Genomic DNA, 11,797 nt, shown 5'->3' with positions numbered 1-11,797 from the left:
CGACACCCACCACCTGGACACGCCCACTTCCAGCGTCAGGCCTCATCGAAGACCACCCTCCGTCACCACCGAAAGTGAGATAGAGCCAGCTGGACAGTCCCTGACATCCAAGAACATGGGATGTCTGACCAGTTACGGCGGGGCGAAACTCCGCTATGTATTTTTCGGGCACGCGAGTATCGACGAGGCGAACCTCCGCGGCGCGGACCTTCGCCACGCGTTGGGCCTGATACAGGCTCAGCTGGAATCGGCGCAAGGTGATGCACATACACGCCTGCCCGAAGGGCTTACGCGTCCGGCTTCGTGGAGTTCTGGTGGGCCAACGGGCGGCGCTTGATCCTGCTGGCCGGGATGTCTTCGGTCGAGATCTGGTTTCCCCCCGGTGCGCGCAGCGCCTCTGGTTCACCTGGTGCTGCAACGATACTTGTGATGCCTCTGGTGGATGATCCGGGTTGTGGTGGAGGCGTGGGCGACCGAACTGGATGATCTCTGCGGGGGGATCGGCGGCCGGTTCGGTCGCGCGGAACCGTGACGGCGGGTCGCGGAGTATGCGTCCGGGCTGGTCGCGGGCTTGGAGCGGAAGTACGGGTGGACGTTGGCGGAGCGTGCCGGTATGCGGTCACCGGACGGGATGCAGCGGCTGCTGCGCCGGGCGGACTGGGATGTGGACGGGGTCCGTGACGATGCCCGGGGTGAGGTGTCCCACGCCCCGCGGTGCGAGGACGAGCAGAAGGGAAGGGCGTCGTGGCCACCAGCGCAGCGGACCCCGAGGACCTCGGTACCTACGTCACGGACGCCACCGCCGCCCGCACGACGTTGTCGACATCGGCGGCCGGTGTGCGGGCCTACTACAACGAGGTGGTTTCTCGATTCGGGGCTCAGTACAGCCTTTCCCACCCGGATCTGTGGGCGAAGCTGGACACGCATCTGAGTGATGCCGAGGGGCGGGACCGTTTTGTCGGTGCGGTGAAGGACGCGTTCGTCGCCGCTGACGAGGGTTCGGCGGGTACGGCCGCCGGCACGGTCACGGTGGATGACGGTCGGATCGCGGCCAGGCTTACGGCGGCCGGTGTTGGTCCGTTGTCGACGACGTCGCTGACGGTGGATGCCCCGGAGTTGCTGGCTCGTGCGCCGGACAGCGGGTTCGCGGCTGATCCGGTGTGTACCGCCAACGGCAATCTGGTCGAGCAGGAGCTTGATCTGCCGTTGCCGGGCCGGGCCGCGCCCGCTGGTTGGCGGCGGACCTACAACTCCCGCGCGCATGATCGGTGCGGGGCGCACGGCCGGGGTTGGTCCAGCTGGGCCGACACGATGCTGGACGTCGGGGACGAGCAGGTCGAGTGGCGTAACCCGGACGGCGCATGGTCTCTGGTGGCCCGGCCGGTCGCGGACCGGCCGACCGAGCTGCCGTTGCTAGGCGCGACCCTGCACGCCGATGGCGCGGGTTTTCGCTTCACGCGCGGTCGCGCGGAGACCTGGTGGTACGACGAGGCGGGCTGTCCGGTGCGGGTGCGTGTCGGGCCGTCGGAGCTGCTGCTCGCCTGGTCCGGCGGCCGGTTAGTCCGATTGTCGTATCCGCGTTCGGGCCGGTTCGTCGAACTTGTCTGGGACGACGCGGCCGGTCTCATCACGACGGTACGGGCCAGTGACGGTCGGCAGGTGCGCTACGTCTACGACGAGCACGCGGCCTGATCGCCGTCAGCGGCGGCCCGCAGGGGCCCCGCCGATACCACTATGACGCTGAGAGCGGCACCGGCCCGCTCCGTGAGGTTGTCGATGCCGACGGTGTGACGCTGGGCCGGAACACCTTTGACGATGCGGGTCGGGTGTCGACCCAGCTGACCCCTGAGGGGCGTCTGGTCGAGTTCGCCTACCGCGCGGGCCACCGCACCCTGGTCACCGACGCGGCGGGCGGTGCGATCAACGAGTACCACCACGATGCTGCCGGCCGGGTGATCTGCCTGGTCGACGATGCGGACTGGACCTTCCGCCGGGTGTTCGACGAGGACGGGCGGCTGCGCGGCCTGGCGGAACGCTCCGGCGCCCGCTGGTCGATGGACTACGACGACGAGGGGAACCTCGTCCGCCGCGCCGGTCCATGCGGCATCACCGAACGCTGGTCGTGGGACGCCCTTGGTCGGCGGACCGGCTACACCGACCCGCGTGGTCACCTGACCCGCTGGATCTACGCCGGTACCGCCCGCACTCCGGTGGAGATCGTCGACGCGGCGGGCGCGCTGACCAGGATCACCGTCAACGACGACGACCTGCCGACCTGCGTCGTCGACCCGGACGGGGTCACCACCCGGTTCCGCTGGGACGCCGATGCCCAGCTCATCGATATGCGGGTCGCTGGCGGCGGGCGGACCAGGCTGCACTACGACTCGGCCGGCCGGCTGGCCGCGATCACCGGACCTGCGGGTCAGACCCGCAGGTGGGACAGCGATGACGCCGGCCGGGCGGTCCGCGAGCACGGCCCGGACGGGACCAGCAGCGCCTATCACTACACCCCGGCCGGCCGTCCCGACGGCTACCTCGACCCCGCCGGTGGACGGTGGGAGTCGAGGTACGGCTCGCACGGACAGGTCGAGCAGGTAGCCGACCCACTGGGCTCGACACTCGGTTTCGAGTACGACCTGTTCGGCAACACCGCGCTGATCGTCGCCCCCGATGGCCAGAAGTTCCGCTTCGACCACGACGGTCTCGGCCGGCTGACCGCCGCCACCGACCCTGCCGGTGCGACGTTCCGCCGTGGCTACGACCCGGACGGCCGGCCCACCGTCGAGTCCGACGCCGAGGGGCACCAGTGGCGGGTCGAGTACGACGAGGCTGGCCGGGCCGTGCGCTGGAGCAGCCCGGACGGGCGAGTCTGGCAGCGCGCGTATGACCCCGCCGGCGCTGTCATCGCCGAGACGGACTCGGCGGGTGCTGTCACCCGTTACGAGCACGATCCGCGTGGGCGGGTGGTGGCGGTCACCGATCCGCTGGGCGGGCGGCGCACCGTCGAGTGGACGCCCGGTGGGCGCCTCGCCGCGATCACCACCGCGCTCGGCCGGCGCGAGGCCTACGGCTACGATCGGGCCGGCCGGTGGATCCAGACCACCTCCCCGTCCGGCGCGTGCACCCGCTACCGCCGGGACGCCGCGGGCCGGTTGACCGCGCTCGTCACCCCCGCCGGCCGCGAGACGACCTGGGAGTACGACGCGTACGGCCGCGTCACTGCGGTGACCCGCCCGGGCGAGCGGCGCACGACGATCGAGCGCAACCCGCTCGGCCTGCCCGTCGTGGTCACCGACGGTACCGGCGCCGCCCGCCGCTACACCTATGACGCCCGCGGCGTCCTCACCAGCGCCACCGACGCCCTCGGTGCCACCACCCACTACGAACACGACAGCCGCGGCCAGCTCGCCGCCTGGACCGACCCCCTCGGGGGCCGCCACGAGCTGCGCCGCGACGAGGTCGGACGGCAGCTCGGCACCACCGACCCGCTGGGGCGCAGCACCACTATCGCCCGTGACCGCAACGGTCGCGTCCAGACGTTGCGTCGTCCGGATGGCACCGGGCTGCGCTGTTGGTGGGATCCCGACGGGCGGCTGATCGGACGCGGTCTGCCGGACGAGCGGACCCCGCGGCTCCGGTACCGCTACGACGCGGTCGGGCGCCTCGAGCGCGTCGGGTCCGCGCCGGAGGCGGGTTCCGCGGGCCCGGACGTCCAGGTGGAGCTGACCTACGACCTCGCCGGACGGTTGACCACTCGCACCACCGCAGCGGGCCGGCTCGCCTGGTCCTATGACGGCGACGGGCGGTGCGTCGGGGTCGGACGGCCCGGCCGGGCACCGGTGCGCTACGAGTACGACGATGACGGGCGCCTGCGCTCGGTGGCGCATCCCACGTTGGGCCGCCGCGTGCTGCGGCGTGATCCAGACGGTCGGCACGCGACGCGTCCCGGCCGGACCGTGGAACGTGACGGTGCCGGTCGGGTCACCCGGGTGGTCGACGGCGGGGAGGAGCGGCGGTTCGGCTACGACCGGGCCGGCCAGCTCATCGCGGCGCGGGGACCGTGGGGCGACTGGGCCTTCACCTGGGATCCGGGCGGGCGCCTGATCGCCGAGGACCGGGGTGATCCCGGCTCCGTGATCCGCTCCACGTACGACGCCGCCGGCCGCCTGATCGAACGTCGCATTGGGGACGGTCCGCCGACCGTCTTCGGCTACGACGGCGCTGGGCGTCGGCGGACGGAGGACGGGCCGACCGGTGCCGTCCGCTACGACTGGGACGCGTTGGGCCGGCTGCGCGAGGTCCGGCGAGAGTCGGGCGGCCCGGCGGGGACCGTCCGGTCGGACCGGCTCGCCGTCGATGCCCTCGGGGATCCGCTCGCGGTGAACGGCCAGGCTGTGCTCTGGGATCCGGTGGCCTGGCCGGGGCAGGCGCATGCGGTGGGCGGGCGTACCTATGCCCGCGCAGGGTCCGCTCTCGGCCTGACCGACGACGCTGAGCCGGGCAGCGGCCCGGGTGCACTCGGGTCCGTGGGCGGGCAGTGGGTCGAGCTCGACTGGCAGGGCTCACCCGATAGTCGCGACATGTGGGGCCTGCCGATCGAGCCGGGCACCGGCGCCGTTGCCCGAACCGGCACCGGCTCGGCTGCGGGTGAGGGGCGCCCCGGGCGCGAGGAAGCACCGCCAGGAGCGCCGGGCCTGGACAGCACCCTGGGCTACCGCGGTGAGCTGGTCGTCGGCGATCTGGTCTGGCAACGCGCCCGCGTTCTCGATCCGCGGACCCGTTCCTTTCTCTCTCCTGATCCGCTCCCGAACATCCCCGGGATGCCGGGCCAGGCGAACCCCTACCACCAGGCGTGGAACGATCCGATCGGCATGGTCGACCCGACCGGTCTGCGCCCGCTGACCGACGCCGAGTACGACGACTACCGCAGTCAGGCCGGCAAGGGCATGTTCGAGAATGCCTGGGACCACGTCAGAAAGGACCCGTGGGGGAGCCTGGGTGCGGCCGCGGTCATCGGTGCCGGCGTGGGACTGATGTTCGTCCCGGGCGGGCAGGCTGTCGGCGCCGGAATACTCATCGGCGCCGGAAGTTCGGCGGCCATCGGCCTCGTCACGGGAAACTTCGATCCTCGCACCGTCGCCCTCGGCGGAATCGCCGGCGGCATCGGTGGCGGAGTGGCCGGAGGGCTCGCCAGGACAGGGTTCTCCGCCGCGGCGAGCAACGCCATCGGTGGCGCGGCCCAGGATCTCGCCACCCAGAGTGTCGTCCACCCCGGGCAGCTCGATCTCGGTGAACTCGCCTTCAGCACCGCCACCGGGGGCCTGGCCGGAAAGGCCGGCGCCGGCACCGGGACAGCGGTTCAGCGGGCCTCCGCCGACGCTGCGGACGTCGTGCAGATTTTCCGGAACGTGGACGCCGCCGAGTTCGATTCCATCGCCGCGACGGGTAGGTTCGGGACCGGCGCGGGCCAGATGGAGGGAAAGTGGTTCGCGACCCGAGGTGAGCACGCCGACCGGTGGGGTGAGCTGCTCAACGCAGGTGACGGCCTGACTGTCACGACGCGGATACCCCGGCCGTTGGCCGACCAGTTGCACTTTCACGCGGGCAAGCTGGACGGAGTCGGCCCCGCCTACTACGCCGACGGCGACCAGCTCGCCCAGATCAACGAGCAGATGAGCGGAATCGAGCTGTGGCCGTGATGCAGAAGATCGAGAACCCGGTGGCCGAGGGCGTGGTCGGGTGGCGCACGCAGGCGGAAGGAGGGCGGCGGTCGGGGCCGCCGACCGCGCCCGTCTACATGGCGACGGCGGTGTTCGTCCAGGGCGGCGAGGCGGAGGTCCAGCCGGACTGGCCGGCGTCGGCTGACCAGCTGAGCATTCTGCTGCAGGAGACCGAGCGCCTGGATGACGACCATCGGCGTTGCCTGGTGGGGTTCCTCGTGCCCGAGTTGGCGCTCGAGCATCTTCGTCCCGGGACCGTGCTGCTGGTCCTGGAGGGCCCACGCACGGTTGCCCAGCTGAGGATCGAGACTGTGCTGAGCCAGGAATAGCCGCCGGTCGATCGTCCTGACCGCGAGCCCCGCGCTGGCGGTGCAGACAACGAGACCTACGGGACGGCCGCCGATCACGTGGTCGGACTCCAGCGGGTGATGACGTCGAGGGCCGGCGCGGTCGCGGCGCGGGCCCACAGCCTCGGCGACCGCTCCCCGCACTGTCCTCGCGAGTGCCGCCGAGTTCGCCCAGCGACCTTCTCCACCGCGCACCCCTACTCAACACGCTGGAAAGCGAGCTTCGGGCCCTTGTCCGCCAGCTCGCCCCGTCCCTGCTGGCGATCCCCGGCTGCGAAGTCCTGGGCGCCGCGACCCTGCTCGGCGAGACCGCCGGCGCCGGCCGGTCCCGGAACAAGGCTGCCTACGCCCGGTCCAGCCGAGTAGCCACCGTCGCCCCAACCGCCCCTCGTCGCACCCGCCGTCGACCTGTCCGTCCTCGGCCTGCTCATCGCCTGAGGTGGTCCCCGTTCTTCGGACAGTGATCCCTGTGGGATATGATCCGTGAACGGAGGATCTTGATGGCAAAGCCACGAAGGCGGTTCACGTCGGAATACAAGGACGAGGCGGTCAAACTCGTCATCGATTCGGGCCGGCCGGTCTCGGCTGTCGCGAAGGATCTCGGTATCAATGAGGGCACCCAGGGAACCTGGGTTGCGACCTGGCGGCGTGCCCACGAAAACAGCGAGGACGAGCCACTGACCATGTCGGAGCGAGCCCGGTTGCGGGAGCTGGAGAAGGAGAACCGGGAACTCCGCATGGAGCGTGAGTTCCTCTCACAAGCGACCGCCTTCTTCGCGCAACGCCATCAGTGACCGACAAGTATCAGCTGATCGCCGCGGAGAAGGACTCCTACCCAGTACGGAACATGCGCCGATGGCCAGCGGTGTCCGCATCCGGTTTCTACGACTGGACCCGCCGGCCCTCCTCGACGAGCACCCGGCGGCGTATCACGCTGGAAACCCGGATTCGGGCGTTGTTCGCCGCCTCGCGGCAGACCTACGGTGCCCGGCGTCCCGGATCGCCTGACTCACCTCATCTTGACGGGTAGGGGACGACTTCGGTGTCATGGTGAGCAGGTCCCGCAGATAGTGCGTCCGGCAGCGCTGCCACGACGCTCCCGGCAGCGTGGAGCCGATCGCGTTGACCAGTCCCCGGTGGGCGTCGGAGGTCACCAGCCGCACCCCGGACAGGCCGCGGGCGACCAGCCCGCGGAAGAACGCCAGCCAGCCGGCGCCGTCCTCGCTGGACACGACGTCGAGACCGAGGATCTCCCGGTGGCCGTCGCCGTGGACGCCGACCGCGAGCAGGCAGTGCACATTGATCACCCGGCCGTTCTCGCGGACCTTCATCGTGAGCGCGTCGGCCTGGACGAACCGGTACGGACCGGCGTCCAGTGGTCGGGAGCGGAACGCCTCGACCTGGGCGTCGAGATGCTTCGCCAACACCGACACCTGCGATGTCGAGATATGTGCCACCCCGAGCTGTTCGACGAGCTTGTCGACCCGGCGGGTCGATACCCCCAGCGGATACGAGGTCGCGACCACCGAGATCAACGCCTGCTCGGCGCGACGACGGCGCGTCAACAGCCATTCCGGAAAATAGGATCCCTGCCGCAGCTTCGGTACCGCCAGGTCGATCGTCCCGGCCCGGGTGTCCCACTCCCGCGCCCGATAGCCGTTCCGCCGGTTCACCCGCTCAGATGAAATCTCCCCATATTCCGCATGGCAGATCCCGTCCACCTCGGCGCCCATCAACGCCTCCGCGAACGCCTTCACCATCGAGCCCAACAGATCCGGACTCGCTGCCATCAGCTCCTTGCCGAACCCCTCGGCTCAGCCACAGTCGGACGCACGGCCATCGCGTATCTCCTCGTCGAGTTCTTGGCGGTCCTCGAAAAGGATCGCGCGGTGGTCGCTTCACGTCACGGACCGCCACTCCGGCGAGTCGTTAGACGATCACACTCCGTACACCACGTCCGTGGACTCCACTGGGCCCTGGGATTCAAAAGGGCACACCAGACCCTGGGGTCCACCGTCCACCGTCCGCCGCACCCGCTTAACCGGCCAGGATCAGCCTCGATCCGATTGTTCTCCCGGGCGGCGTCGACGTGGCGGCCTCGGGCAGGAGTGCGTCGAAGATTCGCGGATAGAGAGGCGCCTTGTCCGTGGTGACCTCGATCGGCCGCCGGCCATGAGACAGTGCCTGGACGAAGAACCGGCGAGCGGCGGCTTGGTCGAGCGCGCCGCCATGCCCGGACGCCCCGCTTCGCCTGCCGCATGGCGTAACTTCGCCGCGGCCTGGGCTGGTCGATCCGGCCCCGGCCCCGCCGTCGCGGCCCCTCCGGCACCTGACGGCCCCGGGAGCACCAGCAATCATGCCGAACGTAAGCGAGACCTTAGTCAAGACAGCGATCATCGTCCCATGCACATCGGGAGCCGGTGGACGGGCGCGCTGGTCAGACGAGGCCTGCGCTCCATCGGCCGCGAACTGGGGCGCATCGCGGCGACCACGGCATTCGTCGAAGCCGGCGCCTGGCCCGCGGCCCCCGCCGATCCGTCCGCCATCACGCCCGCCGACCCGGCCACCGCACCGTCCACGACAGATCGCCCATCCGCACCGCTTGATCGGATGCCGTCCCAGGCGCCCATGTCCTGCGTCGAACGTGACCTGTGGCGCCAGCTGTCAGACCTCACGGTCCTGCCGAGCGAGGACTCCTGATCCCGGTGTCGCCGGGCCACCCGGCGAGCGCCAGAGGCCCCTCTGCACCTCTCGAGCGGACCCCCGCCAAGGACTTGATCTGCCGGTGGCCGGGGGTAGCGACAACCACCGTGTCCGACCGTGTAGCATCACTCCTGTCGGCGGGTGAGACCCGCGACCACCTGTCCGGGTGGCGGAATGGCAGACGCGCTAGCTTGAGGTGCTAGTGCCCTTTATCGGGCGTGGGGGTTCAAGTCCCCCCTCGGACACTCTTCGTAATCAATTAGACACTTAGGGTATCTTTCTATTCTTGTTTAAATTCACGCTCTGTGGTCTGGTTGGCCCTGTTGTGTTCTGGGCTCCTTCGCGACGCGGTGATCCAGGTAGGCGCCGGTGAGCCCGCCATCCGGCGCCAACTGGTCAGGGCCTTGCCGATGCGGTGGGTTGGCCGGAACGGCGGCCAGCGGCGGACGACCCCGATGGGATCTTCGCGGGGGCTGGACGTAATTGTCACCGCACCGCTGGGAAGCCCCGCTGCGACCGTCGTCATCGGCCGGGACCGTCGCCACCACCGCATGATTCACGGTAGAGCCGGCGATCCGCGACCGTCGACTACTGATCCCGCCAGACCACTATCGATCTTGACGGAGTCCTGTACGGCCAGTCTCGGACCGAGATCGGATGAAGGGCGTGACCGACGACCACGAGGCCGCCCGGCACCTCGCCACCCAAGCCCACAAGGTCGGCCGCGTATCCGGGCGAGACTCCTGGCGCGACACCCTCCGGTGGCTCAGCCGCGGACGGTTCGGACGGCGCACCGGCTGGCCCCGGATCCCCCGGGTCGACGCGCCCTGGCAGGACACCATCTCTGGCGAACGGGGCGGCTGGCGCGAGCGGGCAGCGAACCTGCACGGCCATCAGGCGTTCGCCGTCAACTATTACCCCTTCCGTGCTGCCCCTAATTCTAGTAGGGACCGCTGTCCGGGAGAAAAGGGGCACCTCACTACCAGATCTGCCGCCGCTGCCGGCTCGGCTGGGTCGAACAGCCCTACACCATGGAGAAGTACCAGCGATGCGGCTTGGCCAGCGCCGGTCTCGCCGCCCTGCGGGCCGACCATCCCGGCCTGTCCTGGCACACCCTCGGCGGCCACGCCCGCTCCTCCCAACCATTCTGGGCCGCCGTCAGCACCGACGTTCCCGGGGGCTACGAGCAACGCGACGTCTGCCCGCACGTCACCACGGGCTGAGGAGACGTCGATGCCACCCGAGGACATCACCGACCAGCCGGTCTGTCCCGCCCTTGCCTGCCTTCCTGCCGTGCCCCTTCAACGTCCCGTTCGCGCTTGGTCCTGTTGCGCACGGTAGAGCGCCCATGCGCCCGCGGCCGAGGCTGTGCGTGAGGTCCACTCATCCGGGCGAGCCTGGGCGATCTCGGCCCACAGGCGTGCGTTGGCTTTGGCGTACGCGGTGACGGCACCGGCGGGCGCGGCCTGCCAGGACGGGATCTGGCTTGCCCACGCCTCGGCCTGGGCGGCGGTGTGCCCGCCTTCGGCCATGAGCCAGACGACCATGCCTGCTGGGTCCAGCCACGCCGCGCCGAGGGTCGCCCACGCCCAGTCCACCAGGTAGGCACGGCCCTCGATCAGGAGGTTCGTGCTGTTCCAGTCGGTGTGCAGCAACGCGTCGCCCGCGAACATCTCCGCGTCCGCCGGCTTGGCCACGTAGGCGCTCAGCCGCTACTCGGCCTGTTTGAGCGGCAGATCCGGGCATGCGCCCTGCTGCAGCCGTCGTAGGCACTCGGCGATCAGGGGGAGGTCGTCGGAGCCCGGCCGGTAGTCCGCGTGCCGGCCGTCGATGTGCTCGAAACCGGACAGATCCCACCCGTCCACCTCGACATGCCACAGCAGCTGAGGAGACAGATCGACCACGTGGGGGTTGATCTCACGCTCTCGACGTTGGGTGACGATCTGCCGATGATCAACGGGGAGGCCCTTGCAGAACACCGGCCCGGACCGTGTCCACAGGGTCGCGGCTATCGCCGAGTTGAAGCCGCCCGATGCCGTCGATGCTGCCGCGACAGGCCCCGTGTGGGCCTCCACCGCCCGCCGGACGGTCGCTGGCAGGTCGTCCCAGTTCATCCGGGACAGGGACATCCAGATCCTCCCGTCGGGAGCGGAGGGTGGTTCGCACCTGAAGTGTCGGCCGTGGCGGGTCGCCGTCGCGTGGTCTGGCACGTCTACCTGATGCGTGCGTACACGGCGCCGGATCTGCCTCGGCCGTCCCGCCGGAGCTCGAACAAGTCAATGGTGACCATCATGTCCTTGAGCTGGCGGTAGCCGTAGGTCTTCAGGACGATCGCGGGGTGCTTGCGGATGGCTGACCCGACAGCCGCCAGATGGGTCCACCCGTCGGGGCCGGGGTTCGTCGTGACCGCCTCGCGGAGCCGGCTGACCAGGGTGATGTCCGCGCGCAGTTCAGCGGCCGTCTCCCGGCGGGGAAGTGCGACCGGGGCGGCCTTCGCCTTCTTCGTCGGCGGGGCAGCGGTGGCGGTCCGCGGTGTTTCGATAGCCGGGTTCGATCCGGGCGTCGCGGAATCGCTCGCGGCCCCAGGTGAGGTCTGCGCCGGCGGGGCGGCCTGGGCGGGGACTAGTAGTACTTGGTTAGGTTGAGTTGATCGTGTGGGTGTTGGGGAGGGTGATGGTGCGGTGGCAGGTGGGGCAGGCGCCGGCCAGGGCTACGAGTAGGAGTTGTAGGGCGCGGATGGTGGCGTAGGTGGTCAGGCCGGCGCAGGGGCTTTTGGGTCGAGTCGCAGCAGGGTGGTGAAGGCCTGGGCGAGGCAGGCGAGGGTGACGTGGCGGTGCCAGCCGGTGTGGGTGCGGCCTTCGAAGTGGTCGAGGCCGAGGCCGTGTTTGAGTTCGCGGTAGTCGTGTTCGATCCGCCAGCGGATCTTCGCGAGGCGGACGGTGGTGGCCAGTGAGGTGCCCCTTTTCTCCCGGACAGCGGTCCCTACTAGAATTAGGGGCAGCACGGAAGGGGTAATAGTTGACGCAG

General features: G+C 70.1%; 11 protein-coding genes, 1 tRNA gene and 3 pseudogenes. 9 read left to right on the top strand and 6 right to left on the bottom strand.

Annotation, left to right across the window (positions count from 1 at the left end):
* Window positions 1-115: 115 nt before the first annotated feature.
* From MXD61_RS27865 to MXD61_RS04490, 6 genes and pseudogenes are all read left to right on the top strand, one after another.
* Window positions 116-337 carry a pentapeptide repeat-containing protein gene (locus MXD61_RS27865; RefSeq protein WP_285223147.1) on the top strand — a complete coding sequence of 74 codons (222 nt, stop codon included), beginning with the start codon at window positions 116-118 and terminating at the stop codon, window positions 335-337.
* Window positions 338-442: 105 nt separating this feature from the next.
* Window positions 443-691, top strand: a pseudogene (locus tag MXD61_RS04510) (IS701 family transposase); the annotation flags it as partial.
* Between the two features lie 53 nt (window positions 692-744).
* Complete coding sequence (locus tag MXD61_RS28310; protein WP_248811591.1) at window positions 745-1,692, top strand: DUF6531 domain-containing protein; 948 nt, start codon at window positions 745-747, stop codon at window positions 1,690-1,692.
* Between the two features lie 134 nt (window positions 1,693-1,826).
* Entirely contained in the window at window positions 1,827-5,699 is a 3,873-nt protein-coding gene (locus tag MXD61_RS04500; protein WP_248811590.1) for an RHS repeat-associated core domain-containing protein, read from the top strand.
* Window positions 5,690-6,049 carry a hypothetical protein gene (locus MXD61_RS04495; protein ID WP_248811589.1) on the top strand — a complete coding sequence of 120 codons (360 nt, stop codon included), beginning with the start codon at window positions 5,690-5,692 and terminating at the stop codon, window positions 6,047-6,049. Before MXD61_RS04500 ends, MXD61_RS04495 begins: the two co-directional genes overlap by 10 nt.
* A 518-nt stretch (window positions 6,050-6,567) precedes the next feature.
* Window positions 6,568-7,061, top strand: a pseudogene (locus tag MXD61_RS04490) (transposase); the annotation flags it as partial.
* Here MXD61_RS04490 and MXD61_RS04485 read toward each other — a convergent pair.
* On the bottom strand, window positions 6,997-7,857 hold the full coding sequence (locus MXD61_RS04485) for an IS256 family transposase (RefSeq protein WP_248811588.1): 861 nt from the start codon (window positions 7,855-7,857) through the stop codon (window positions 6,997-6,999). The pseudogene MXD61_RS04490 and the gene MXD61_RS04485 overlap by 65 nt on opposite strands.
* 248 nt (window positions 7,858-8,105) lie before the next feature.
* Window positions 8,106-8,284: pseudogene (locus tag MXD61_RS04480) on the bottom strand (DDE-type integrase/transposase/recombinase); the annotation flags it as partial.
* Between the two features lie 186 nt (window positions 8,285-8,470).
* On the opposite strand from MXD61_RS04480, the gene MXD61_RS04475 reads away from it, so the two are divergent.
* The 3 genes from MXD61_RS04475 to MXD61_RS04465 all read left to right on the top strand — a co-directional run bounded on the left by MXD61_RS04475 (window position 8,471) and on the right by MXD61_RS04465 (window position 9,993).
* Complete coding sequence (locus MXD61_RS04475) at window positions 8,471-8,767, top strand: hypothetical protein (protein WP_248811587.1); 297 nt, start codon at window positions 8,471-8,473, stop codon at window positions 8,765-8,767.
* A gap of 163 nt (window positions 8,768-8,930) precedes the next feature.
* A tRNA-Leu gene (locus MXD61_RS04470) sits at window positions 8,931-9,015 on the top strand.
* A gap of 810 nt (window positions 9,016-9,825) precedes the next feature.
* Window positions 9,826-9,993, top strand: a complete 168-nt coding sequence (locus MXD61_RS04465; RefSeq protein WP_248811586.1) for a hypothetical protein — start codon at window positions 9,826-9,828, stop codon at window positions 9,991-9,993.
* A 78-nt stretch (window positions 9,994-10,071) separates the two neighbouring features.
* Here MXD61_RS04465 and MXD61_RS04460 read toward each other — a convergent pair whose 3' ends face one another.
* From MXD61_RS04460 to MXD61_RS04445, 4 genes are all read right to left on the bottom strand, one after another.
* Entirely contained in the window at window positions 10,072-10,467 is a 396-nt protein-coding gene (locus MXD61_RS04460) for a hypothetical protein (RefSeq protein ID WP_248811585.1), read from the bottom strand.
* A gap of 15 nt (window positions 10,468-10,482) precedes the next feature.
* Window positions 10,483-10,899, bottom strand: a complete 417-nt coding sequence (locus MXD61_RS04455; protein WP_248811584.1) for a hypothetical protein — start codon at window positions 10,897-10,899, stop codon at window positions 10,483-10,485.
* Between the two features lie 83 nt (window positions 10,900-10,982).
* Window positions 10,983-11,201, bottom strand: coding sequence for an OST-HTH/LOTUS domain-containing protein (locus MXD61_RS04450; protein WP_285223145.1), 219 nt, complete (start codon window positions 11,199-11,201; stop codon window positions 10,983-10,985).
* A gap of 321 nt (window positions 11,202-11,522) precedes the next feature.
* Window positions 11,523-11,797 (bottom strand): transposase (locus tag MXD61_RS04445; RefSeq protein WP_248811583.1); only part of this gene is annotated, 275 nt, incomplete at its 5' end.

The sequence above is a fragment of the Frankia sp. AgPm24 genome, from assembly GCF_023243055.1.
Taxonomy (GTDB): Bacteria; Actinomycetota; Actinomycetes; order Frankiales; family Frankiaceae; genus Frankia; species Frankia umida.
The sequence above is the reverse complement of the archived record's forward strand: the minus strand, read 5'-3'. Positions and strand labels throughout refer to the sequence as shown.

What these genes read in the sequence shown, in the direction of transcription:
- MXD61_RS04455 (WP_248811584.1), bottom strand. Translation starts at nt 10,899, where the DNA reads ATGTCCCTGTCCCGGATGAACTGGGACGACCTGCCAGCGACCGTCCGG.
- MXD61_RS04475 (WP_248811587.1), top strand. Translation starts at nt 8,471, where the DNA reads ATGCACATCGGGAGCCGGTGGACGGGCGCGCTGGTCAGACGAGGCCTG.
- MXD61_RS27865 (WP_285223147.1), top strand. Translation starts at nt 116, where the DNA reads ATGGGATGTCTGACCAGTTACGGCGGGGCGAAACTCCGCTATGTATTT.
- MXD61_RS04485 (WP_248811588.1), bottom strand. Translation starts at nt 7,857, where the DNA reads ATGGCAGCGAGTCCGGATCTGTTGGGCTCGATGGTGAAGGCGTTCGCG.